Origin of the sequence: Rhodoferax bucti (genome assembly GCF_005876985.1) — a bacterium.
Classification (GTDB): domain Bacteria; phylum Pseudomonadota; class Gammaproteobacteria; order Burkholderiales; family Burkholderiaceae_C; genus Allorhodoferax; species Allorhodoferax bucti.
Genome location: NZ_VAHD01000003.1, coordinates 444,879 through 469,598 on the forward strand (window position 1 = coordinate 444,879; position 24,720 = coordinate 469,598).

At 58.4% G+C, this 24,720-nt stretch carries 20 protein-coding genes, 1 tRNA gene and 1 pseudogene; 15 read left to right on the plus strand and 7 right to left on the minus strand.

Going from position 1 to position 24,720, the window contains the following annotated elements:
* Positions 1-20 precede the first annotated feature (20 nt).
* From FDM28_RS13095 to aceE, 5 genes are all read right to left on the minus strand, one after another.
* Positions 21-1,442: an aspartate kinase gene (locus FDM28_RS13095; RefSeq protein WP_138515783.1), complete on the minus strand. Its 1,422-nt coding sequence runs from the start codon at positions 1,440-1,442 to the stop codon at positions 21-23.
* Between the two features lie 103 nt (positions 1,443-1,545).
* Positions 1,546-2,466: a DMT family transporter gene (locus tag FDM28_RS13100; RefSeq protein ID WP_170211755.1), complete on the minus strand. Its 921-nt coding sequence runs from the start codon at positions 2,464-2,466 to the stop codon at positions 1,546-1,548.
* A gap of 235 nt (positions 2,467-2,701) precedes the next feature.
* Complete coding sequence (lpdA, locus tag FDM28_RS13105) at positions 2,702-4,537, minus strand: dihydrolipoyl dehydrogenase (protein WP_138515787.1); 1,836 nt, start codon at positions 4,535-4,537, stop codon at positions 2,702-2,704.
* A 15-nt stretch (positions 4,538-4,552) separates the two neighbouring features.
* Positions 4,553-6,226 carry a dihydrolipoyllysine-residue acetyltransferase gene (gene aceF / locus FDM28_RS13110; protein WP_138515789.1) on the minus strand — a complete coding sequence of 558 codons (1,674 nt, stop codon included), beginning with the start codon at positions 6,224-6,226 and terminating at the stop codon, positions 4,553-4,555.
* A 19-nt stretch (positions 6,227-6,245) separates the two neighbouring features.
* A complete protein-coding gene (aceE, locus tag FDM28_RS13115; RefSeq protein ID WP_138515791.1) occupies positions 6,246-8,954 on the minus strand; it encodes a pyruvate dehydrogenase (acetyl-transferring), homodimeric type in 2,709 nt (902 codons plus the stop codon).
* Between the two features lie 165 nt (positions 8,955-9,119).
* On the opposite strand from aceE, the gene FDM28_RS13120 reads away from it, so the two are divergent.
* The 6 genes from FDM28_RS13120 (at position 9,120) to FDM28_RS13145 (ending at position 16,267) form a co-directional block, all read left to right on the plus strand.
* The gene (locus tag FDM28_RS13120; RefSeq protein ID WP_138515793.1) at positions 9,120-11,666 is read left to right on the plus strand and encodes a PAS domain-containing sensor histidine kinase; all 2,547 of its coding nucleotides are present in this window, start codon (positions 9,120-9,122) and stop codon (positions 11,664-11,666) included.
* A 4-nt stretch (positions 11,667-11,670) separates the two neighbouring features.
* The gene (locus tag FDM28_RS13125) at positions 11,671-12,297 is read left to right on the plus strand and encodes a response regulator transcription factor (RefSeq protein WP_138515795.1); all 627 of its coding nucleotides are present in this window, start codon (positions 11,671-11,673) and stop codon (positions 12,295-12,297) included.
* Between the two features lie 70 nt (positions 12,298-12,367).
* The gene (gene folD, locus FDM28_RS13130) at positions 12,368-13,246 is read left to right on the plus strand and encodes a bifunctional methylenetetrahydrofolate dehydrogenase/methenyltetrahydrofolate cyclohydrolase FolD (RefSeq protein WP_138515797.1); all 879 of its coding nucleotides are present in this window, start codon (positions 12,368-12,370) and stop codon (positions 13,244-13,246) included.
* A 60-nt stretch (positions 13,247-13,306) separates the two neighbouring features.
* Complete coding sequence (locus FDM28_RS13135; RefSeq protein WP_138515799.1) at positions 13,307-15,364, plus strand: M3 family metallopeptidase; 2,058 nt, start codon at positions 13,307-13,309, stop codon at positions 15,362-15,364.
* Between the two features lie 49 nt (positions 15,365-15,413).
* Positions 15,414-16,058, plus strand: a complete 645-nt coding sequence (locus FDM28_RS13140) for a glutaredoxin family protein (protein WP_138515801.1) — start codon at positions 15,414-15,416, stop codon at positions 16,056-16,058.
* Between the two features lie 116 nt (positions 16,059-16,174).
* A tRNA-Ser gene (locus FDM28_RS13145) sits at positions 16,175-16,267 on the plus strand.
* Positions 16,268-16,510: 243 nt separating this feature from the next.
* On the opposite strand, the gene FDM28_RS13150 is transcribed toward FDM28_RS13145, so the two are convergent.
* Positions 16,511-16,840: a hypothetical protein gene (locus FDM28_RS13150; protein WP_138515803.1), complete on the minus strand. Its 330-nt coding sequence runs from the start codon at positions 16,838-16,840 to the stop codon at positions 16,511-16,513.
* Positions 16,841-17,738: 898 nt separating this feature from the next.
* Here FDM28_RS13150 and FDM28_RS13155 point away from each other — a divergent pair.
* Positions 17,739-18,992: a DNA-primase RepB domain-containing protein gene (locus FDM28_RS13155; protein ID WP_138515805.1), complete on the plus strand. Its 1,254-nt coding sequence runs from the start codon at positions 17,739-17,741 to the stop codon at positions 18,990-18,992.
* Here the strand turns inward: FDM28_RS13155 and FDM28_RS13160 are convergent.
* Positions 18,964-19,278, minus strand: coding sequence for a hypothetical protein (locus FDM28_RS13160; protein ID WP_138515807.1), 315 nt, complete (start codon positions 19,276-19,278; stop codon positions 18,964-18,966). The genes FDM28_RS13155 and FDM28_RS13160 overlap by 29 nt on opposite strands.
* 288 nt (positions 19,279-19,566) lie before the next feature.
* Here FDM28_RS13160 and FDM28_RS18200 point away from each other — a divergent pair.
* The 8 genes and pseudogenes from FDM28_RS18200 to FDM28_RS13195 all read left to right on the plus strand — a co-directional run.
* Positions 19,567-19,704, plus strand: a pseudogene (locus FDM28_RS18200) (plasmid mobilization protein); the annotation flags it as partial.
* A gap of 141 nt (positions 19,705-19,845) precedes the next feature.
* A complete protein-coding gene (locus FDM28_RS17750) occupies positions 19,846-20,064 on the plus strand; it encodes a hypothetical protein (RefSeq protein WP_138515808.1) in 219 nt (72 codons plus the stop codon).
* Positions 20,061-21,107 (plus strand): relaxase/mobilization nuclease domain-containing protein, encoded by a 1,047-nt coding sequence (locus FDM28_RS13170; protein WP_138515810.1) that lies wholly within the window; start codon positions 20,061-20,063, stop codon positions 21,105-21,107. Before FDM28_RS17750 ends, FDM28_RS13170 begins: the two co-directional genes overlap by 4 nt.
* 483 nt (positions 21,108-21,590) lie before the next feature.
* Complete coding sequence (locus FDM28_RS13175) at positions 21,591-22,046, plus strand: hypothetical protein (protein ID WP_138515812.1); 456 nt, start codon at positions 21,591-21,593, stop codon at positions 22,044-22,046.
* Positions 22,043-22,768 (plus strand): hypothetical protein, encoded by a 726-nt coding sequence (locus FDM28_RS13180; RefSeq protein WP_206021971.1) that lies wholly within the window; start codon positions 22,043-22,045, stop codon positions 22,766-22,768. Before FDM28_RS13175 ends, FDM28_RS13180 begins: the two co-directional genes overlap by 4 nt.
* 550 nt (positions 22,769-23,318) lie before the next feature.
* The gene (locus FDM28_RS13185; protein WP_138515816.1) at positions 23,319-23,774 is read left to right on the plus strand and encodes a DUF7673 family protein; all 456 of its coding nucleotides are present in this window, start codon (positions 23,319-23,321) and stop codon (positions 23,772-23,774) included.
* 12 nt (positions 23,775-23,786) lie between these two features.
* Complete coding sequence (locus FDM28_RS13190; RefSeq protein ID WP_138515818.1) at positions 23,787-24,161, plus strand: hypothetical protein; 375 nt, start codon at positions 23,787-23,789, stop codon at positions 24,159-24,161.
* Positions 24,158-24,673 (plus strand): hypothetical protein, encoded by a 516-nt coding sequence (locus tag FDM28_RS13195; protein ID WP_138515820.1) that lies wholly within the window; start codon positions 24,158-24,160, stop codon positions 24,671-24,673. The genes FDM28_RS13190 and FDM28_RS13195 overlap by 4 nt, the downstream gene beginning before the upstream one ends.
* Positions 24,674-24,720: the final 47 nt, after the last annotated feature.

Consider the following 24,720-nt stretch of genomic DNA (forward strand, 5'->3'; position numbering starts at 1 on the left):
AGTAGCGTTTTAGTGCGCGATCAGACGCGTGGCACCGGCGTGCCGGAATTCACACACAAAGCCATGTTGAGCGCCTTGACCGCAGTTTTGTAGTCTTCGCGCTCAATCACGAACTGCATGTTTACCTGGCGCAAGGTTTGCGACACGCAGTTCACGTTGACCTGCGCATCCGCCAACGCCTGGGCGGCCTTGGCCAGCACGCCGGGAATGCCGATGTTGGAGCCGATGGTGCACACAATGGCGCTGGGCTTCACAGTGACCACCTGGTACAGCCCTTCGAGCTCAGCCACCAATTCGGCGGTGACCTGGTTGTCCCACACCAAGTGGGCAATGGAGTTGGCGTTGGTGGCTTTGAGGATATAGCTGATGTCGTGCTTGCAGAACACTTCCATCAAGCTGGCATCAAAGCCCACGGTACCGACCATGCTGGGGTCGTGGATCTCGATCAGCGTGACCTTGTCGGTACCGGTCACGATTTCCACGCGGGCGCGCTCGCCCACGAAGTCTTTGGTGATCAGGGTGCCGGGGTGGTCGGGCTCAAACGTGTTCTTCAGGCGGATAGGAATGCCCGCCAACTCCATCGGCTTGGCGGCCTTGGGGTGGATGGCTTCCATGCCCACATCGGCCAACTGGTCGGCCACGTCATAGTTGGTGGCGCCCACCACGATGGCGTTTTCCAGGCCCACCAGATTGGGGTCGGCAGACGACAGGTGGAATTCCTTGTGGATCACTGCCTCGGCGGGGCGCACTTCCACAGCGATCTTGCTGAAGGTGACCTCGGAGTAGCCGCGGTCAAACTCACGCATGATGCCTTCGGTGCCCTTGGTGTAGCCCGTGGCCACGATCACGCTGTTGGCGAGGTCCAGGTCCTTGAAGCTGTTGGCAATGCGCTCGTCAATCGTCCAAGCTTCGTTGTCGTCAAAACCGGCCAAGTCCATGAGCACGGCATTAACGCCGTTGGCCTTAAGGATTTCCACCGAGTTGAACGCGCTGTGGGATTCACCGATGGACGCCAGCACTTCGCGGGCCGCCAGGAGCACATCCTTGCGGCTCAAATAGCCGCTGGCCAACACGTGGTGCATGGCGCCCAGGTATTCGCGGGCTTGGGCAATGCGCTGGTCGATGAAGGCGTCTGCCACCGCCAGTGGCAGGCCGATGTCGGCATAGCTGGCGTTGAGTTTTTTCAGGCTGGCGGCCAGGCCGGTCAGCGCATCCTGGTAACCCTTGCCCTCCGCAAACAAGGCGTAAATGCCGCGCTCGCCGGTCTTCTTGTGCTCCAGCAACTGGTTGGTCACGCCGGAATAGGCAGACACCACGTAGATGCGGCCGTAGATGCGTTTGGGGTCGTGCAGCACGATGTGGCGCAGCACATCGCCAAAAGCGGTCATGGAAGTGCCGCCGATTTTCTCGACAGAAATCTTGGAGGAAGTTACGTCAGACATGGAGAAGCTCAAAGGAGCAAAAAGGTTGGTGGGCTGTGCGGGAAACCCTCTATTTTCCACCACTTTGCACCTGCCCTCCCGCCGGCGCGGGAAGCAGCCGTTTTTAGCGCTCCTGGGTCACCCGGTAAATGCCCAAACTGACCAGAACCAAGGCCACTAGGTACTTCCACTCCCACAGCGATTCCCCCAGGAACAACGCCGACAAGCCCGCCCCGAACACCGGCACCAGAAAACTATAGAGAGCCACGGTGCTGACCCGGTTGTACTTGAGCAGCACGCCCCATAAGGCGAACGCCACGGCGGAGAGCAGCGCCATGTACGCCAGCAACAACGCAGGTGCCCACGAAAAGCCGCTGATGCGCCCTCCTACACCCCACCCGATGGCAACCAGCACCACGCCCCCCAGCGCAAGTTGATAGCCGGTCATCACCACCGAATCCATGCGCTGCGACAGACGCTTGCCGTAAAGCGATGCCGAAGACAGCACCAACGCCGCCAACACCACAAAGCCCTCACCCAGCACGCTAAAGCTGCCTTCTACCCCACTGCCATCGCCCAGCAAGCCACCGGCATTCACCGCCAGCACCCCCGCCAAGCCCAGCACACAGCCCGATATCTTGCGCCAGGTCAGCGCATCGTTGTGATAAAGAAAATGGGCCAGCAGCACGCTGAAAAACACACCAGAGGTGTTGAGAATGGACGCCTTCACCCCCGTGGTGTGCGCCAGACCGATGTAGAAAAAAATGTATTGCAAGGTAGTCTGCAACACCCCCAGCAGCGCCAGCTCACCCGCTTGGGTACGCTCCAGCCGCAACGCCTTGCCACTGAGTTTTGCAAACACGAGCAACAAAGCCCCTGCCCCTACAAAACGGTAGCCGGCAAACAAAATCTGGGCAGCCAGATCACCCCGGCTGATGGACAGCAAAGCGTAGCCCTGCTTGATGGCGGGATAGGCACTCCCCCACAGCAAGCAGCACAAGCCAGCCAGCAGGAACACATGACGCGGACGGGTGAAAAAGGACACGGCAGAGACGACGTTAGCGCCCGGAAGAGCACACAAATAAAAGGAGCCTGGCGGCAGAGCACAAGGCGCTCCGGCAATCCAGCAAGAGGCCTCGCAGTGTAAGACGCGGGCCACACGGTACGCTGCGGTGAAACGCAAGACGTTCCCGGGCAAATGGGTATCTACCAAAGAAAAAGCCGCGCAGCCCTTACGGAGTCTGCGCGGCCAGCTACTGAATCAGTAGCGCTTTATGGACTTACTTTTTGCTCGGAGGCACGTCGGTGCAACTGCCGTGCGCCACTTCTGCCGCCATGCCGATGCTTTCGCCCAGCGTGGGGTGGGGGTGGATGGTCTTGCCGATGTCCACGGCGTCCGCGCCCATCTCGATCGCCAAAGCGATCTCGCCGATCATGTCGCCCGCGTGGGTGCCGACCATGCCGCCGCCCAGGATCTTGCCGTGGCCGTGCGCTTCCGGGGAGTCATCAAACAGCAGTTTGGTAACGCCTTCGTCGCGGCCGTTGGCAATCGCGCGGCCGGATGCGGTCCAGGGGAACAGACCCTTCTTGACCTTGATGCCTTGGGCCTTGGCCTGGTCTTCGGTGAGGCCGACCCATGCAACTTCGGGGTCGGTGTAGGCCACGGATGGAATGACACGGGCGTTGAACGCCGCTGCGGCCAATTCCTTGTTGCCTTGGAGTTCACCGGCAATCACTTCAGCCGCCACGTGCGCTTCATGCACTGCCTTGTGCGCCAGCATGGGCTGGCCCACGATGTCGCCGATGGCGAAGATGTGCGGCACGTTGGTGCGCATCTGGATGTCCACATTGATGAAGCCACGGTCGGTCACGGCCACACCCGCCTTCTCGGCGCTGATCTTCTTGCCATTGGGCGTACGGCCCACGGCTTGCAGCACCAGGTCGTACACCTGCGGCGCGGGGGCGGTGCCGCCCTCTTCCGCTGGCGCAAACGTCACCTCAATGCCCTCAGGCAAGGCGCGTGCGGACACGGTCTTGGTCTTGAGCATGATGTTGTCGAAACGCTTGGCGTTCATCTTTTGCCAGATCTTGACCAGATCGCGGTCGGCGCCCTGCATCAGGCCATCCATCATTTCCACCACATCCAGGCGGGCGCCCAGCGTGCTGTAGACGGTACCCATTTCCAAGCCGATGATGCCGCCGCCCAAAATCAACATGCGCTTGGGGACTTCTTTCAGTTTCAGCGCGCCGGTTGAGTCCACCACGCGCGGGTCGTTGGGCATGAAGGGCAAACGCACGGCTTGCGAACCAGCCGCAATGATGGCGCGCTTGAAGGCGATGACCTTCTTGGTACCGGTCTTCTCTTGGGCTGTGCCGCTGGTTTCTTCCACTTCGAGGTGGTTGGCACCGACGAAGTTGCCGTAGCCGCGCACGGTGGTGACCTTGCGCATCTTGGCCATGGCAGCCAGGCCGCCGGTCAGCTTGCCGATGACCTTTTCCTTGTGGCCGCGCAGCTTGTCGATGTTGACCACCGGCTTGCCGAACTCCACACCCAGGTCCGCCATGTGGCTGACTTCGTCCATGACGGCTGCCACGTGCAGCAAGGCCTTGGAGGGGATGCAACCCACGTTCAGGCACACGCCGCCCAGGGTGGCGTAACGCTCAACCACGATGACCTTGAGGCCCAAGTCCGCCGCACGGAAAGCCGCAGAGTAACCGCCGGGGCCGCCACCGATGACGACCACGTCGCACTCCAGATCCGCACTGCCGCCAAAGCTGCTGGCCACGGGGGCCGGAGCAGCGGGAGCCGCTACAGAAACAGGAGCTGCTGGCGCAGACGCGGCGGTCGCTGCAGCCGGTTTTGCTTCAGAAACTGCACCAGCAGCTTCCAGCAATACCACCACAGAGCCTTGCTTGACCTTGTCGCCCAGCTTGACCTTGAGTTCAGTGACCACACCGCCGTGGCTGGCCGGGATCTCCATGGAGGCCTTGTCAGACTCCACGGTGATCAGGCTTTGCTCGGGCTTGATGGTGTCGCCGACTTTGACCAGCAACTCGATGACCGCGACTTCGTCGAAGTCACCGATGTCCGGAACCTTGATTTCTACGATTGCCATATTCAGGTTCCTGTCTTAGAGCAGCACGCGGCGGAAGTCACCCAGGATCTGGCCCAGGTACACGTTGAAGCGGGCAGCCGCAGCGCCGTCGATCACGCGGTGGTCCCAAGTCAGCGACAAGGGCAGCATCAGGCGTGGCTGGAAGGCCTTGCCATCCCACACGGGTTCCATCTGGCTCTTGCACACGCCCAAAATGGCGACTTCAGGCGCGTTGATGATGGGCGTGAAGTAACGGCCACCGATACCACCCAATGAAGAGATGGTGAAGGTCGCGCCACTCATATCGGCAGGGCCGAGCTTGCCATCGCGGGCCTTCTTGGCCAGCTCACCCATTTCCTGGCTGATCTGGAAGATGCCTTTCTTGTCGGCGTCCTTGATCACGGGCACCACCAAGCCATTAGGCGTATCGGCCGCAAAACCGATGTGGTAGTACTGCTTGTAGATCAGCGCATCGCCGTCCAGCGAGCTGTTGAATTCGGGGAACTTCTTGAGCGCGGCCACGCAGGCCTTGATCAGGAAAGCCAGCATGGTGACCTTGATGCCGGACTTCTCGTTCTCTTTGTTGGTCGAGACGCGGAAAGCTTCGAGGTCGGTGATGTCGGCGTCATCGTGGTTAGTGACGGCCGGGATCATGACCGCGTTGCGCAGCAGGTTGGCACCGCTGATCTTCTTGATGCGGGACATTTCCTTGCGCTCGATCGGGCCGAACTTGGCAAAGTCCACCTTGGGCCATGGGATCAGGCCCAGGCCGGCACCGTCGTTGCTGCCGGATGCCTTGGCTTGGGCAGCGATGGCCAAGGTTTGCACCGCACCGCTCATCACGGAGCGGGTGAAGCCCTGCACGTCGGCCTCGGTGATGCGGCCCTTGGGGCCGGAGCCCTTGACTTCGTTCAAAGGCACGCCGAGCTCACGGGCGAACTTGCGCACCGAGGGCGATGCGTGGGGCAGACCCAAGGTGGTGCCACCGGGCGCGTGCGCGGGCACCGCCAGGGCAGCGGGAGCTGCGGCGGCAGCCGCCACAGCCGCCACAGCCGCCGGAGCGGCAACCGCGGCTGCGGGCGCAACGGCAGTGGCAGCAGCCACCGGAACCGGAGCCGCAGAGGCCACGCCTTCCAGAATCACCACCAAGTCACCGATGTTCACGGTGTCACCCAGCTTGACCTTGATTTCTTTGACCACACCGGCGGTGCTGGAAGGAATCTCCATGGAGGCCTTGTCAGACTCCACGGTGATCAGGCTTTGCTCCACCTTCACGGTATCGCCGACCTTGACCAGCAGTTCGATGACAGCCACGTCCTTGAAGTCGCCGATGTCGGGCACGCGCACTTCCACCGGGCCGGAGGCCGCAGGGGCTGCCACCGGAGCGGACGCTACAGAAACAGGAGCTGCTGGCGCAGCAGCGGTGGGCGCTGGAGCCGCTTTTGACTCTGCAGCGGGCGCTGCAGCAGCACCAGCGGCTTCCACCATCACGACCACGGAGCCTTCTTTGACCTTGTCGCCCAGGGCGACCTTGATTTCCTTGACCACACCGGCGGTGCTGGAAGGAATTTCCATAGAGGCCTTATCGCTCTCCACGGTGATCAGGCTCTGCTCCACCTTCACGGTGTCGCCCACTTTGACCAGCAGCTCGATGACCGCGACTTCGTCGAAGTCACCGATATCCGGGACTTTTACTTCTACCAATGCCATGTTGTTGTCTCCGGAGTTCTTAGGCGTACAAGGGGTTCACTTTGTCAGCGTTGATGCCGTACTTGGCGATGGCTTCTGCCACCTTGGCCACGGGCACCACACCGTCTTCGCTCAGGGCCTTCAGGGCGGCGACCACGATGTAGTGGCGGTTCACCTCGAAGTGCTCACGCAGCTTGCTGCGGAAGTCGGAGCGGCCGAAGCCGTCGGTGCCCAGCACCTTGTAGGTACGGCCCTTGGGCACGAAAGGACGGATCTGCTCAGCGTAGGCCTTCATGTAGTCGGTAGACGCGATCACGGGGCCGGTGGACTTACCCAGTTGCTCGGCAACAAACGGAACACGCGGTGTTTCCAGCGGGTGCAACAGGTTCCAGCGGTCAGCGTCCTGGCCGTCGCGGGTCAGTTCGTTGAAGCTTGGGCAGCTCCACACGTCAGCGCCGATGCCCCAGTCTTTTTCGAGCAGCTCTTGCGCCGCAATGCTTTCGCGCAGGATGGTGCCGGATCCCAGCAACTGCACGCGTGGTGCTTTGGCGGTGAGCGCAGGGCCGGCCTTGCACTGGTACATGCCCTTGATGATTTGCTCTTCCGTGCCGGGCTGCAGGCCGGGCATGGGGTAGTTTTCATTCAACAGGGTCAGGTAGTAGAAGACGTTGTCTTGCTTCTCGACCATGCGCTTCAAACCGTGGTGCAGGATCACGCCGACTTCGTGGGCGAAGGTCGGGTCGTAAGAAACGCAGTTCGGGATGGTGCCAGCCATGATGTGGCTGTGGCCGTCTTCGTGCTGCAGGCCTTCACCGTTCAGGGTGGTGCGGCCGGACGTGCCGCCCAACAGGAAGCCGCGGGCTTGCATGTCGCCAGCCGCCCAGGCCAGGTCGCCGATGCGCTGGAAGCCGAACATCGAGTAGTACACGTAGAACGGCACCATGATGCGGTTGCTGGTGGAGTAGCTGGTGGCCGCTGCAATCCAGCTGCTCATGCCGCCGGCTTCGTTGATACCTTCTTGCAGGATCTGGCCCTTGGTGTCTTCTTTGTAATACATGACCTGGTCTTTATCGACCGGGGTGTACTGCTGGCCAGCGGGGTTGTAGATGCCCACTTGGCGGAACAAGCCTTCCATACCGAAGGTACGGGCCTCGTCCACCAGAATCGGCACCACGCGTGGGCCCAAGGCCTGGTCGCGCAGCAACTGGGTCAGGAAACGCACATAAGCTTGGGTGGTAGAAATTTCACGGCCTTCGGCGGTGGGCTCCATCACGCTCTTGAACACGTCCAGGGACGGCACAGTAAAGCTCTCGTCCGCTTTAGTACGGCGGTGTGGCAGGTAGCCGCCCAAGGCCTTGCGGCGCTCGTGCAGGTACTTCATTTCAGGGGTGTCGTCTGCCGGCTTGTAGAAAGGCAGGTTGGGCAGCTCGCTGTCCGGCACGGGAATGTTGAAGCGATCGCGGAAGGCTTTGATGTCTTCGTCGGTCAGCTTCTTGGTCTGGTGAACGTTGTTTTTACCTTCACCGGCCTTGCCCATGCCGAAGCCCTTGACGGTCTTGATCAGCAAGACGGTAGGCTGGCCCTTGTGGTTCACGGCCTTGTGGAAGGCGGCGTACACCTTCTTGGAGTCGTGGCCGCCACGGCGCAGGTCGAAGATTTCTTCGTCCGACATCTTGGACACCATTTCCAGGGTGCGGGGGTCCTTGCCGAAGAAATGCTTACGGACGTAAGCGCCGTCATTGGCCTTCATGGCCTGGTAGTCGCCATCCAAGGTGTCCATCATCAATTTCTTGAGGGCACCTTCCTTGTCGCGCGCCAGCAGGGCATCCCAGCCGGAGCCCCACAGCAGCTTGATCACGTTCCAGCCGGCACCGCGGAATTCGCCTTCGAGCTCTTGCACGATCTTGCCGTTGCCGCGCACCGGGCCGTCCAGACGTTGCAAGTTGCAGTTAATCACGAACACCAGGTTGTCCAAGCCTTCGCGGGCGGCCAAACCGATGGCGCCCAGGGATTCGACTTCGTCCATTTCGCCGTCGCCACAGAACACCCAAACCTTGCGGTTTTCGGTATTGGCAATGCCGCGGGCGTGCAGGTACTTCAGGAAACGGGCCTGGTAAATCGCCATCAATGGGCCCAAGCCCATGGACACGGTGGGGAACTGCCAGAACTCAGGCATCAGCTTGGGGTGCGGGTAGCTGGAGAGGCCCTTGCCGTCCACTTCCTGGCGGAAGTTGAGCAACTGCTCTTCCGTCAGGCGGCCTTCGAGGTAGGCGCGGGCGTACACACCGGGGGACACGTGGCCTTGGATGTACAAGCAATCACCACCGTGATTTTCGCTTTCAGCGTGCCAGAAATGGTTAAAGCCGGCGCCAAAAAGGCTGGCCAGCGAGGCAAACGAGCCAATGTGACCACCCAAGTCCCCACCATCTGCGGGGTTGTGGCGGTTGGCCTTGACGACCATGGCCATGGCATTCCAGCGCATATAGGCGCGCAGGCGCTCTTCAATTTCCAGATTGCCAGGAGCGCGCTCTTCGTCTTGCGGCTCGATGGTGTTGACATAACCGGTGGTGGCCGAGAAAGGCATGTCGATGCTCTTCTGGCGAGCGTGCTCCAGCAATTGCTCCAGCAGGAAGTGCGCGCGCTCGGGGCCTTCGGCTTCAATCACTGCGCTAAGCGCATCCATCCACTCACGGGTTTCTTGGCCGTCCACGTCGGACGCGCCCAAAGGATTCTGGGGAACTGCTGCCATCGATGTCTCCTGGTTACTTTGGCGTAATTTAGTGCGGTCTGCCTAGTTTCTCATATTTATTTCAAAATTTCAAATCATGCTTATGCGTTTCATATATTGAAATATTTATGCTGCTTTGCAGCACTTGCGACATCGCCGTTGGCGCCCCTCCCCTACACTCGGGCCATGCCTTTTTACAAAGTGATTGCCTTACCCAAACCCCTGGGAATCCCCACCGTCGATGGCGCCAAACGCTGGTGGCACCGGCTGACGCCCCACCGCCAGGACCGCTTTGCCATGCTGGCCCCCTTGGCGGCGGTGCTGCTGTTTTTTGCCGCCATCGTGGCCGCACTGGGCTATTTGCGTCTGGAAGAAATGGACCGCGAACAGGAAGCGGTGCAGCGCGACGTGGAATACACCCAGCAGCGCCTGCGCCTGCGCCTGCTGGAGCGGCAAGAGCAGATCACCCGCATTGCCCGCGAAATCGCCAACAAAGAAATCGACATCACCGACTTCAAACTCCGCGCCGCCAACCTGCTGGACCAGTACCCCGAAGTGCAGGCCATGGCCTGGATCGACGACAAACACCGCACCCGCGCCAGCCAGGGCATGGGTGCCACCGTGGTCGGCCCCTACCAGACCACCAGCGACGTGCTGCTCAGGGAAGACCGCCAAACCGGCTACAACCTGGCGCGCCAGCTCAACCAACTGGTCTATGTGCAGCCCCCCTTGGCCAAAGACCAAGCGCCGCTGCTACAGATGTTCATTCCCTTGGTGAGTAAAGGCCGGTTTGCCGGAGTGCTGATTACCGAATACTCCATCGATGGGCTGTACCGCTATGGCGTGCCGTCTGAGGTGTCCGCCCGCTACGCCATTTCGCTGCAGGATGCAGGCGGGCGCTTGCTCGCAGGCACTAGCATTCCCGGCCGCAAATTAGTGGGGCGCTTTCTGCCTTGGAGCAGCCCGGGCAACGAGTACTCCATGCCGGTCTCCCCGGTGGGTTCCGGGTTGGTGATCCGGGCCCAGACTTACCGGGCATCGCTGGGCGTGATCGGGAGCGGCTTGTTCTGGCTGGTAAGTGCTTTGAGTGTGCTGACCGCCTGGATGCTGATCGCCAACTGGCGCCATACCCGCCGCCGCGTCCAGGCCCAGCAGGCCTTGATGTCGGAAACCAACTTCCGCCGTGCCATGGAAAACTCCATGCTCACCGGCATGCGCGCTATGGACTTGCAAGGCCGCATTACCTACGTGAATGCAGCCTTCTGCCAGATGACGGGCTGGACCGAGTCCGACCTCGTCGGCCGCACCGCCCCCTTCCCCTACTGGCCTGACAGCGAGCGCGAGCACGTAGCCGCACGGCTTGAAGAAGAACTCACCGGCAACGCCACCCCAGGCGGCATTCAGGTACGCGTCAAGCGCAAAGACGGCAGCCTGTTTGACGCCCGCCTCTATGTCTCCCCGTTGATCGACGCCATGGGCACCCAAACAGGCTGGGTCACCTCCATGACTGACATCACCGAACCCAACCGGGTGCGGGAACAGCTCACCGCCTCGCACCAGCGATTCACCACGGTGCTGGAAGCGCTGGACGCCTCCATATCAGTGGCGCCTTTGGGCAGCGACGAACTGCTGTTTGCCAACAAGCTCTACCGCCAGTGGTTTGGCGTGCAGGCAGGCGGCCACCTGCAACTGGTCGCCGAGGCCGGAATGCCCAACAACCCGACCAACGACGAGTCTGACGACAGCGTGGACTCTTTTGCCGGCCTGCCCACCAGCGCCCTGCCCGACAGCGACTCCGAAAGCGCCGACATTTTTGTGGACGCCCTGGGCAAATGGCTGGAGGTACGCACCCGCTACCTGAGCTGGGTGGATGGCCGCCTGGCGCAAATGGTGATTGCCACCGACATCACCACCCGCCGCCTGGCCGAAGAGCAAGCCGCCATTCAGGCGGAGCGCGCCCAGACGGCCAGCCGCCTGATCACCATGGGTGAAATGGCCTCCAGCGTAGCCCACGAGCTCAACCAGCCGCTCACTGCCATCAACAACTACTGCAATGGCATGGTGTCGCGCATCAAAGATAAGCAGATCAGCGAGCCGGACCTGCTGGTTGCGCTGGAAAAAACCGCCAAGCAAGCCCAGCGCGCCGGCCAGATCATTCAGCGCATACGCAGCTTTGTGAAACGCAGCGAGCCCAACCGCACCCTGTCCGAAGTGCCCACCATGGTGGCCGAAGCTGTGGAGCTGGCGGAAATTGAGCTACGCAAATTCAATGTGCGGCTGAACCACTACGTGGCCGCCCGCATCCCGCTGGTGATGGTGGACCCTATCCTGATCGAACAGGTGCTGGTCAACCTGCTGCGCAATGCGGCCGAGTCGATTGACTCCGCACTGCGGCAAACCGCGGACCGCATCGTGGAGCTGCGTGTGCTACCCAAGCAGATCGACGGCAAGCCGGTAGTGGAGTTTTCGGTGCAAGACACCGGCAAGGGCTTGGCCCCCGAAGTCATGGCCCGCCTGTATGAAGCCTTCTACTCCACCAAGGCAGACGGCATGGGCATCGGGCTGTCTTTGTGCCGCTCCATCGTCGAGTCTCATCTGGGGCGGATGACGGCGGAGAACATCTACAATGGAGAAGACGTTGCGGGCTGCCGGTTTTCATTCTGGGTGCCCCTGAACGACACCGGCACACTGACCTATGCAGAGCAGCCGGCCCCACAACCCAACCTCGGATAACTGAATGAGCTTGATCCCCAAAAAAGGAACGGTTTACGTAGTCGATGACGACGAAGCAGTACGCGATTCGCTGCAATGGCTACTAGAGGGCAAGGGGTACCGGGTTCGGTGTTTTGATTCCGCAGAGTCTTTCCTCAGCCGTTATGACGCCCGCGAAGTGGCGTGCCTGATTGTGGATATCCGCATGGGCGGCATGACCGGCTTGGAGCTGCAAAGCCGCCTGATCGAAGCCAAGTCCCCCCTACCTATCGTGTTCATCACCGGCCATGGCGACGTGCCCATGGCGGTCGACAGCATGAAAAAAGGCGCTATGGACTTCATCCAGAAGCCTTTCAAGGAAGACCAGTTGGTCAGTCTGGTGGAGCGCATGCTCGACCACGCCAAAGACACCTTTGCCGACTACCAGTTGGCCGTCAACCGCGATGCCCTGCTCTCCAAACTCACCCTGCGCGAAAGCCAGGTGCTGGAGCGTATCGTGGCCGGCCGCCTGAACAAGCAAATTGCCGACGACCTGGGCATCAGCATCAAAACGGTGGAAGCGCACCGCGCCAACATCATGGAAAAGCTCAGCGCCAACACCGTGGCCGATCTGCTGAAAATCGCCCTCGGCCAGAACGCACCCAAGACCTGACGCTATCAACTTTATAGCTACCCGCGCCCGCCCCTTATCGGCTGCGGGCGTTTTTACTTCAAGACGCACCATGACAGCATCCACCACCGCCCAGATCATTGATGGCAACGCCCTCGCCGCCCAACTCCGCGCCGACGTCGCACGCCGCACCGAAGCCCTTAAAGCCAAAGGCCTGACACCCGGTCTGGCCGTGGTGCTGGTGGGAGACAACCCCGCCTCGCAGGTGTATGTGCGCAACAAGGTCAAGGCCTGCTCGGATGCGGGCCTGCACTCGGTACTGGAAAAATACGACGCCAGCATGACCGAGGCCGAGTTGCTAGCCCGCGTAGAAGCGCTCAACAACGATCCGTCCATCCACGGCATCTTGGTGCAATTGCCACTGCCCGCCCACATCGATGCCAACAAAGTCATCGAGTCGATTGCGCCCGGCAAGGACGTGGACGGCTTCCATATCGCCAGCGCGGGCGCCCTGATGGTGGGCCAGCCTGGCTTCTGGCCTTGCACGCCCTACGGCTGCATGAAGATGCTGGAATCGATTAACTATGACCTGCGCGGCAAACACGCGGTGGTCATCGGCCGCTCCAACATCGTGGGCAAGCCCATGGCCATGATGCTGCTGCAAAAGAGCGCGACCGTCACCATCTGCCACAGCGCCACACCCGACCTCAAGGCCATGACCCTGCAAGCTGACGTGATCGTAGCGGCCGTGGGCAAGCGCAACGTGCTGACGGCCGACATGGTCAAACCCGGTGCCGTCGTGATCGATGTGGGCATGAACCGCAACGACGAGGGCAAACTCTGCGGCGATGTGGACTACAAGGGCGTGAGCCAGGTGGCGGGTTACATCACCCCGGTGCCCGGCGGCGTGGGCCCCATGACCATCACCATGCTGCTGGTCAACACCATGGAGTCCGCCGAGCGCGATGCGGCAGCCCGGGGGCTTGCGTAACCCGCCCCTGCCCGCATTTACTGATCTCTTTCCACGACTCTCGCTGAGACACCGGCCCTTATGAATCCACTGCTCCAAAACGCCCCGCTTCCTCTTTTTGACCGCATTACCCCGGAAGACGTGGTGCCCGCGGTGGACGATCTGCTGGCACAAGCGGACACTGCGCTAGAGCAAGTCACTGCAGACAGCTTTCCGGCCGAGTGGACCGCCATCGCGTCGGTGCTGGATGTAGCCACCGAGCGCTTGGGCTTGGCATGGGGCGCCGTGAGCCACCTCAACAGCGTGGCCGATAGCCCCGAACTGCGTGCAGCCTACAACGCTGCCCTGCCCAAAGTGACAGAGTTCTGGACGCGCCTGGGTGCCGATGAGCGCCTGTTTGCAAAATACAAAGCGATCGACACGGCCAAGCTGAACGCGGAGCAACTGCAGGCCCATAAAAATGCCGTACGCAACTTTGTGCTGGGTGGTGCGGACCTGCAAGGCGCCGCCCGCGAGCGCTTTGCCGAAATTCAAGAAAAGCAAGCTGAGCTGGGCCAAAAGTTCAGCGAAAACACCCTCGATGCCACGGATGCATTCAGCTACTACGCCAGTCTGGCTGAGCTGGACGGTGTGCCTGCCGACGTAGTGCAAGCCGCCCGCAGTGCGGCAGAAGCCGAGGGCAAAGAGGGCTACAAGCTCACGCTCAAAATGCCTTGCTACCTGCCGGTGATGCAGTTCGCCACCAGCAGCGCGCTGCGGGGCATGCTGTACCGCGCCTATGCGACCCGTGCGTCACAAGAGGCCGCCGAAGAATTCCGCAAGTTTGACAACACAGAAGTCATCAATAGCATCCTGGCCCTGCGCAAAGAAGAGGCGCAGTTATTGGACTACCCCGACTTCGCCACCCTGTCCGTCGTTCCCAAAATGGCCGACTCGCCCGACACGGTGATTCGCTTCTTGCGCGACCTGGCCCGCAAAGCGCGCCCATTCGCGGAGAGAGACGTGGCCGACCTGCGCGCCTTTGCCAAAGACGAATTGCGACTGGACGACCCGCAACCCTGGGACTGGCCCTACATCTCGGAAAAGCTCAAGGAAGCCCGCTACGCCTTTAGTGAGCAAGAGGTCAAACAGTACTTCACCGCCCCCAAGGTGCTCGCCGGTTTGTTCAAAATCATCGAAACCTTGTTCGATGTGGAAATCAGCCCCGACACAGCCCCAATCTGGAACCCCGGCGTGTCGTTTTACCGCATGGAACGCGTGGGCCCCCAAGGTCGTAACCTGATCGGCCAGTTTTACCTGGACCCCAGTGCCCGCAGCGGCAAACGCGGCGGCGCCTGGATGGACGATGTGCGCACCCGCTGGCTGCGCCCCGACACCGGCGTGCTGCAAACCCCGGTGGCGCACCTGGTCTGCAACTTTGCGGACGGCGTGGAAGTCGATGGCGTCAAAAAACCTGCGCTGTTGTCGCACGATGACGTAACGACACTGTTCCACGAATTCGGGCACGGGCTGCACCACATGCTCACCCAGGTGAATGAGCGCGACGTATCCGGCATCAGCGGTGTCGAGTGGGATGCGGTGGAGCTGCCCAGCCAGTTCATGGAAAATTTCTGCTGGGAGTGGAGTGTGCTGCAACACATGACCGCCCATGTCGATACCGGCGAGCCACTGCCGCGCGCTTTGTTTGACAAAATGCTGGCCGCCAAAAACTTCCAGAGCGGCATGCAAACCCTGCGGCAAATCGAATTCGCGCTGTTTGACATGCTGCTGCACTCCCAGCACACTCCGGGCGACGACATCATGCCCTTGCTCCAGCAAGTGCGGGACGAAGTAGCGGTGTTGCAATCCCCTGCGTGGAGCCGCACAGCGCACACCTTCAGCCACATTTTTGCCGGTGGCTACGCAGCCGGGTACTACAGCTACAAGTGGGCCGAAGTACTCAGTGCGGACGCCTACGCAGCATTTGAAGAAACCGCCGCACCGGATGGCAGCGCCAACCCGGAAACCGGCAAGCGCTACCGTACGGCCATTCTGGAAGCCGGCGGCAGCCGACCTGCCATGGAGTCGTTCAAGGCATTCCGGGGGCGCGAGCCTTCGCTGGACGCTTTGTTGCGCCACCAAGGCATGACGACTCAATAATCGGCCCACTCCGGCGCATCTTTCATTTCCATTTCAAAGGATGACTACTATGCAACTCCGCACATCGCGTCTCCTGGGCTTCGGCTTGGCCATGCTGACCGTGACCGGAATGTCGGGCGCGCAAGGCGTTTACAAAATCGTCGGGTCAGATGGCAAAGTCACTTTTTCTGACAAACCACCTGCTGCCGGACAAGCCACCACGGCAAACACCGGCAGCTCGTCAGCGAACAACGCCGGGGGCAGCGATTTGCCATTTGAATTGCGGCAAGTGACATCCAAATACCCGGTGACCCTTTACTCATCCGCTCAGTGCGCTCCTTGCGATACGGGCAGGACCCTGCTCAAGTCCCGCGGCGTACCCTTCAACGAAAAAACCATTTCCACTTCTGAAGACAATGAGGCTCTGCAGCGCTTGGCAGGCGAGGCGAGCCTGCCTTTTGCCACGATAGGCGGGCAAAAGCTCAAAGGATTTTCGGAAGTCGAATGGACGCAGTACCTGGACGCGGCGGGCTACCCCAAGAGCCCCATGCTGCCCAAGTCTTACCGCTACCCGGCGGCTACGCCCTTGGTCACCGTGCAAAAAGCGGCGCCTGCCAAACCGGAAGCTGCGGCAAAACCCACTGCAGTTGAACCTGCCGCGTTGCCCTCGCCATCGGCACCATCCCCGTCCAACCCGGCTGGAATTACGTTCTGAGCATCAGGCACCGTGCTGTACACCCGATCAAGGTCGGGAGCACCTCAAGCTTTTGACGTTGACGCAGCGTAGTTTGGAAAAAACGCACCAGAGTCATGCGATAATATCGGCTGTCAGGAAACGTGACCGAGTGGCCGAAGGTGCTCCCCTGCTAAGGGAGTATGGGGTGTAGAGCCTCATCGAGGGTTCGAATCCCTCCGTTTCCGCCAGTGAAAAAAGTCCTTTGAAATCAACAGGTTACAAAGCGACTGCCTAAAAAGCCCTACCTAATCAGTAGGGCTTTTTTTATGGCTTTTCCGGTGCCAGTGGCACCGTTTTGGCACGGCAAACAAACCGCTGCAATCCCTCGCAATTTCAGACAAATTCACGCAAATTCCATTTGGCACCGTTTTGGCACGGGTCATCGAAACTCACTTTGCGGATGTATACATCCGCGAAATTAGTTAATGAAATCAAGGACTTACGTAAAAAAAGCTTTGCACAACTTTGAAAAGATGTGTATATTTTTGGTCATGGATGCAAAACTGATGAGGCAAGACGATGAGAGGATGGGGCACGTTCACACGTGCACCGTGCTTCTGCTTTGCGCGCTTGTCGGCATCGGCTTGAGCCTGCAATTTGATGGAGCGTTGTTCCAGTTCATTTTGGGGTTCCTGGGCACTGCGCTTTGCTTTTGTGCTTTGGGAAAGACTTTGGATAGCCTCCCAGGGGCCAATTTGATTGGTTTTTTGGTCCTCTGTGCCAAAACGGTGCCAATGTTGGGTGGGCTTGACTCCCGCCAAGCACGAACTTTCCGGCCTCCGCGCCACCTCCCCGCCTTCTAAATCGCTCCCCGCTTGTGTGGCGGGGTCAATTTGGTTAGTTCCAGATGCTCAGAGTGGCATCTGGCAGGGGATAGAGATGCTTCTTCAAGATGAAATTTTGAGCGCGGCGGACTTGGTGGTGCCGTTCAAGGCCCCCAATACACGCGCTATCAAGCGCTGGGCGGGCCAGCAGGGCAAGCTTCCGCCTTGCAAAAAAGTTGGCAACGAGCTTGTATGGCTCAAGAGCGAGGTGCTTGCCTGGTTGTCTTGCTCGAACACCGCCAACTTACCTCAACAAGCCGTCTCCAAACCTGCCGGCGCAGGCCAGCGCGGTCGCGGCAGGCCGCGCAAAATTCAGGCTGGAGGCGCAGCATGAACACCCCCACAACGACCGGACGAATTCGGCTCAAGGACTGCTGCTCGGACATTCCATTGGGGTTGCAAACAATCTACAACCGCCGGAGCCTAGGGCAAATTGACTGGCTTAGCCGGGTGAGCCCCCGAGGGAAAAAGACTAGGGACTTGTGGGTTGATGTTCAGCGCTGCAAGGAGTGGGCGCGCTGGGAAGGTGTATCGCTTGGGCGATCTTTTAACGAAGGGGCGGCAGGCTAACGGAGGGCATTTTCAACGCCATTCCGCCAGCTTGCGCAGGATCTTTTGGAAGGGATCGATGCAAATTGTGAAGCGTTTTTTGGCTTGATGCTTACCGGATACCTACCGCACGTTTACTGTGGGAAGCCACAACACATCTGCTGTTCTCCTGCGCGGCCATGGGATCGACGCCGCCAGTCGTGCAATTGAACACTGCCCACTTCTGGGGAAAACGACCAGGGGCATTTTGTATTGGGTGCTCAGGGCTCAATACGACCAAATCAGCGTGAAACAACTCAGGAGCGCTTTTGGGCTTGGGGACAAGGCTTGGGTCACCCAAAGAGAAAAACTCAGGGAAATGCACGTTTTGACGCAAAAAAGGACCCTACTGGAGGATGGAAGCAGCCATTGGTCACTGACATTTGACTTTGAGCCGCTTTTTGCATTCCTTCCAGATCTGCAAAAAGGAGGGGATCACGCGCGTGCGTCACGCGCACGTGATCCCCGCGAAATAGTGGGATCGCGCGCACACGCACGATCCCCCCAAAAAGGAGGGGATCACGCGCGCGGAGTGAATAAAAAAATACAGGGAACCCCTAACACGGCCCCCCCCCTGGGGGGGACGGGTTCAGGGGAGCCCGGGTCCATCGAGGGGGAGTTGTTGGATCGCCCTTGGTCGGGCGATCAAGAAGCAAATTCAATTTCAAAAAACATTCAAGCGAAAAAATTTTTCAATTTTCTTTCTGAAAATGGAATTGAATTAGTAAAAATTGAAGCTCTTTTGAGAAAGGCGGACGGCTCGCGCGGCGCGCCTGTTGGAAACATTTTCTTGGAAAATAATTTCCAAAAAACAAATTCTGCAATTTATCATTTTGATAATTTTGCAAGAATTCTTTTGATGAACGGTAAGAAAAAATTTGACTTTCAAACCGCCTCTATAGAGTTGGATGGTGACCAATCAAAAGTAATATTTTTGGATGATTTGAAGGAAGATTCTTTAGAAAAATTGCTCCAACAATGGAGCGGAGCAATTGTAATTTTGGAGACAAGCTCAAAAAATTATCAAGCCATTTTGATCATGGATTTACCGCGCATTCGGTCACAAAGAATTGAAATTCAAAAGTCAATTTCATCTACATTTTTTGGCGATTCGGCTGCGGTTAGTTCAATACAACTTCATCGATTTCCTGGCTCAATTAATTGGGGAAAAGGTGGATTTGTTTGCCAACTATATGAAACTCGAAAGGCAACTGGGAAATCAAATGAAAATGATTTTTTGACAAAACAAAAGTCAGCTGTTTTTTTGCCAAAAATGAATCCGAAATTGCCAAAATATCAGGCCCAAAGTGACTCAAAAATCAATAGCGAGATGGCATTTGGAATGGCTATTCAAATGCTGAGAGAAGGGCGCAGCCGGGAGGAAATTGTTGAGTTTTTGTCGCAGCCTCAGTGGCTGCGACACCATACACAAGATTGGCCCGAGCGCACGTGGCGCGCTGCGTTGGACAAATTCAGGCCTGCGGAACGGCGATTGCACTAGAAATTTGTGGAGCGGATGGCGACTTTTTAGTCGCCATTTTTTTTGGTTTTGCAGAAATCCCAAATATTTCTTTCAGCTCCCTTTGACTGATTTTTAGGCCTTTTTTCTCGAAAAATTCTTTGATTGATTCAATCGTTTGATCATTGTTTTTTGCCTTCAATATCGCATCTTTCATGTGCGCAACAGCCTCCTTTTTTGTAAATTTTTTCGCTTGCGGCGGAAGCGCATTTAGCTCATTTTTTATATCTTCCAATTGCTCCAGACTCCAACTGCTTTTGGCGCTCATTTTTTTATCCTTTTTGAAAATAGTTTGCAGAATTTGCGTTGTGAATTTTCAAATTTTTTGCTTGAGATTTTTATATCCGGTAAGTATCCGGTAGGTATTCGGTAAGCATCGTTACCTGTTAATCCCCAAAATCGAATCAGTCCATAAACAGGACAGCAGGCTATGTTCTCCGCCGTCTCCGACGGCTACGAACCACTGCCAGGGCTGGCGCCCTGGACCCACCGCCCAGCCTTCGGCCGGGACGGGTAAGCGGAACGAATTTGATTGAAGGATGTACTTGTGATCGACGTGGAACGTGACATCAAATTGACTGTGCGGGTCAGCTTGCATGAGCGAACCGAGTTGCGCCAGCGCGCGTTCAAGGCTGGCCTGCCTGTGGCGGTTTTCATGCGCATCAGCGCCTTGGCTGGCGCTCCAGTTGCCCCCATGCCTCCTGCACCTGCAGACCTGCCTGACCCATGCCGCAAGCTATTGGCTGTGGCCCATGGGACGGTCTCAAACCTCACTCAATTGCATGGCCATGCATCGGCATCTGGTGCCCCCTTGGACCGCGTCTGCCCCTTGCTAATGGAGATGCAAGACAAGGTGCGCGGGCTTGGCTTGAGCGTCAAGGCAGGGGCAATTTCTGAAGCTCAGGCTTCAGAAATTTTGAGCTCTGGACTTCTGGCAGCCAGCGACCAAACAAACGTCCTGGCCGAAGCGCTCAATGGGCAACAGGCGGCTGGCAACACGGCTTGGCACACCGCACTTACTGCAATGCGCAGCGCTTTGGGGCAGATCGCATGAGCAGCCCTACAGCGGCTGCAGATGCCGGACAACGCGCTCATGAGCGCACATCTAAAAGACTGCGCTCCAAGGCCGCCAGCCAAAGCAAGTCGGCGGCTGCCAAACTTTCTCGAACGCTCAAACGCACGCACCGCCGCTCGCGCGGTGCAAGTCCAAAAGCTGGCAGCTGGAATCAGGCCGGGAAAACCGTGTCCCTTCTTTTCAAGAAGCATCGGGGTTCTGTCATCGGTGATGCTTACAGTTTGGCGGACAAGAGCGCACAGCACATTGCGAGCAACATGCTCGGCACGACAGCCGCGCAGCGACGTGCAGAATTCAAACTCGATTGCCGTCGCCACCCTTTGGTGTCGCCCGACAACCTTATCGTCCACATCAGCTTGAGCCGTCCGGAAGGCCACTCTTTGTCCCTCAGCGAGTGGCACGAAGTGGGCAAGACATGGCTTAAAAATATCGGTGCAGAGGGGTGCAACTACACCATCGCGCGGCACCCTGGGAGGAACGACCATGTACACATTGTGTACAGCCGTTCAAAGCCAGATGGATCGTTGGTGAGCGACTCAAATGACTTTTGGAGAGGGCGTGCAGCAGCGCGTGAGGCTGCTCGAAGTCTTGGCATTGAGGTCGCGGATTTCGCGCCAAAACCAACCCAAGCCCCTCCAACAGATCGCGCCGTCAGCGCACACCGAAGAGCTGACCGGCGAGGCACCAAGAGGGCGTGGGTGGATCCAAACATCATTCATCAAGCCCTCTCCAAATCCAAAAACTTCGAAGACTTTCAGCAGAACCTGAAAACCGCCGGGATCGACTGCAAGCTGGCCACCAGCTCCACTGGCCAGACCACAGGCGTACTTTTTCGCTCTGCAGATAGCTCTGAATTTTTGGCCGGAAGCACATTGGACAGAAGCCTCAGTCTTCCCAAGATTCAGCAGCAGCTCAACGCAGCTAATGGCATCTCGCCGCCAAGTCGGCGCGCCCCCATGCCAGGCCCAGGCATGCGCCATGCGCCTCTACAAAATCAACCACCGCGCCTGCGCGGTGGTTGAACGCCCTTTGTCCACTCGCCAACCCACGAACCCAAAAGGCACCGAAATGACAGACCTTGCATCAAGTCCGACGACGTTCGCACCGCACCTCCAAGAGCTGATCGATGTTGCTGTACTGACCCTTGCTGGTCAGGATCAATCCACCAAAAGCCTCTTGGAATCAGTGCGTGAGTTGAGCGCATATACCTCTACCAATCACTGCCTCTCATGCCGCTCGTCAAATTGGTTCATCGAGTCGTTTTCAGGCGGCCCGAGACTGGTGCAGCGGGGTTGCGCCAAGTACATTGTTCTTGCGGCGTATTTGGAGGGTGAAGAAAGTACCGCTTTGCATGGTGTGACGCGCGTCTCTCCTGTTCTTTTTTGTCTTCAATTCGACCCCGACGGGGGCGGGAGTGCGGGGGACGTGCCCCCAGAGGCTGTGGCCGCTGGGGGCGGCGAGTTTCACAGGCCCGTTCAAAAGGACGTGCAGAGGGAGGTCGTGCGATGACCGACGCCCTAAATTTTCTGCTGGAGACGCCAGACCCAGAGCAAGAGCGTTTGGCGCGCATGCGCGCGCTGTTACTCACGGACGATCAGATCGTGGCCAAGCTGCTTCAGCAGCTTGAAGATCCATTGCTCACACCTTCTGAGCATTCCAAAATTCTGGACATGCTCCATCGGTGTGGGCATGACGTCACCGGTCTGCCCGGTCCGGTCAAAGAGCTGCGCTTTTTGGGGAGGCTTTGCAGCCCCTCTGTTGCGCGCTCGATGCTGATGATTGCGCCTGGCTCCATCAAGGTTGAGCGGGATGCTGCTCCCTTGGCAAGGCCTGCGGCCAAGCCTGTCGCCACTCCCCCAGCTGTGCCTGCTCAAGTTACCTGGAGGGGCATCCCATTGACCCCCGTCCAAGAGGCGGCGCTCAAATCAATTCGTGCAGCCAGTGGCGAGGTGAAGGAGTGATCGCGGTACATCAAACCGCCCCAGCACCCGCCCTTACGGCTGGCTGGGTGCGTGCGCTGCTGGAACCCGCCGCCGCCGCTGCGGGTATCAGTAATCCGCCACCGGTGGAATTGCGGCCCACTCGGTGGGCCGGGTACTGTTGTGCTGGTGAGGTGGATCGGCGCGTGGTTCTGCGCAACACGCTACACCTCAAGTCAAAAACTCAATTCGCGGCTGTATATATCCACGAAGTAACACACCGGATTTTGGGTGAGGCTGGAGCTACGGACTTTAGCCATGACGCCCGATTTTTCGCCCTTCAGCTCTATCTTTTTGCACGCTTGGACGCTTCATCTTTCATGAAGTCGGAGCGGATTGAGGGGGCTCTGTGGGTTCACTTTGCGAGTCTGTACGACCTTCAAAACGCACCCGCTGGGTACGAAGAATCTCAGGCCAGTTCCTGGCAAGGTCCCTCTATCGGCTGGGCTCAGGACATTGCTGCTGAACTGCTGAAACTCAATTTGTCTGCTGAGGATGCCGCAAAGTTCATTTGTACCGAGTACCCGAAATTTCTTCATTCCCTGCGAGCAATGCCTGCTGAGTTGGCGTCTGTAAAGGAGCGGTTGCGCTCGGAGAAGTTGGCTAACTCAGAGTGGCGGAAGGTCAATCTACAAACCATGTTTTTTGGGTTGCTGGGGTGGGCTGGCTTAGTGTTTTGCGTGGGGGTGAGGCTGTGGAATTGAATTCACCAAAACCAACTGCAAATACCTTTGGAGGCGTCGCCTGCGGCGCACGGGCCCAGCGTAAACCGAGCCCAAGGTCTCGGCCCTTCGGGCTTGGTCCCTCGCCCCTCGCGGGAGAATGTGCTTCGCACAATCTCCCTGCCGCGCTGCGCTTGTCCTCCCTCTGGGGGAACCTCTGCAAGCCGCTTTGCGGCATGCAGCAACCGCCAGAACAACCATCAATGGTTGCCCCTTGGCTGCGCCTGGCGGGTCAATTAAACCGCTCGCCGCTCGGGCATCTCTCTGTGCGCAGATCCTGCCCTTTGCTCCCATACCCGCTGAGTTCTGCGCTATTCCTCCAGAAGTCTGCCCCAGTGTCGTCCGGTCTGCTCGCGGTGTTCATAAAGCTCGCAAGCTCGCTTTACAAATCTTCCGCGCTCATCCCTGCCGCCCCTGGTGCCGCCGTCTTCCGGGCGCAGAACTCAGAGGGTACGGTGAAAGAAAGTAAGGACGAATCCCGCACCAAGAAGACCTCATTTGAGGGGGGCGGGAATCTTGAGGCCCGGTGAATTTGAAAGCAGAGAAACCGCCGAAAGGCATGGCGGCCAAACGGCCAGAAAGTGAGCACGATATGAGAGCTAAAGAGCGCGTAATTGCCACAGAAAACGAAATCATTGATGACTTGAATGATCCATTTTTCAAGCAGATGCAGGAATACCAAGCAGCGGCTGAAGAAGCGCGTAGAGGGGGTTTTCCGGCCCTTCGCGAGCTGATGAAGCTGGCGGAGGAGTCAGATACTGGGCAGGCCCGTGCAGTGGCTCGCCTTCTGGCGGGACTCTATAACTCGCACGCATACCCATTCCCTCTGAATCATCTTCGTGGGCTCGATTTGAAACTCCATACCCAATGCTTGGCGGTTATTGCCCTGGACTCGATTGCACCAGAAAAAGAGATCCACGAATACTTTGAGAACGGGAGTCGCCGCTTTCAAATCATGTTCAAAAAGTTCGGCATCGAGCCTGTTTAAAGGGGAGTTTTTATGATGACAAATTGCGATTCCTTCGCGATGAACGGCGTGGAATTCATCGGCGCTGAGTTGGACGGTTACAAGACGTATTTGGGTTCGCGTGACGGAGTGGATTACACGCTCGACATGCAGCCCGGCGGTGGCTACTCATATTGTGTTTCCGTCGATGATCAGGGTGTCGGTGATGAAGGCCCATTTTCGCTAGAGGAAGCTGCTCGGCTTGCCACTCAATCAAGCCTGCTAGGTGAGCTTTTAGATGAGGCTGACCCGTTCACTTTGCCGGTCACGGAGCTGCGCGAGCGTCTTAAGGAGGCTAAGACGCCTTACGTGATTGGCTATTTGGCTGCCCTAGTGCACCTCAAAGAGCAAATTGGAGTTGCAGCATGAGCAGCGCTGCGTTTGAGGGACTTTTGAGTTCGGTTCAGCACATGAACCACCAAAAGGCGAGGCATCGCCAGGCTAGGCACGAAAACATGGTTCAAGCGGGTGAAGACTTGGTATTCAACACTTTGCTTGAGTGCCTGCCAGAAGATCACCCGATGCGTCAACAGGCCGTGCGCGACCATATCTCTCAACTTGCTCGCCAGGCACATGTCGAAGGCAGGACCCCGGGAAAAGTGGACCCCGAATCAATCTTGACGGAGCTGCTGCAGAAGCACCAGCGGGCTGTGGACAGAGCCGCCGAGGAATTGGAGGACCAACAGCCGCAAATGAAGGGCTTAGTCTTCCGGCATTTTGAGATTCGTGTGCGCCGGGAGCCAATGCGTCTGAGCGGGGTCACGAGTTTGGAGGAGGCCCAAAACGTCAGATTACGGGCAGCCAAAATTGTGAGAAACACTCAATTTAACACGCCGGTTGATGCAGCTGCGGCAGTCAGGAGGGCTATGGGAGCGCGTTAAACCAATTGTACAAATTGCTGCTGCAATTGTACAAATTAAAAAGTACC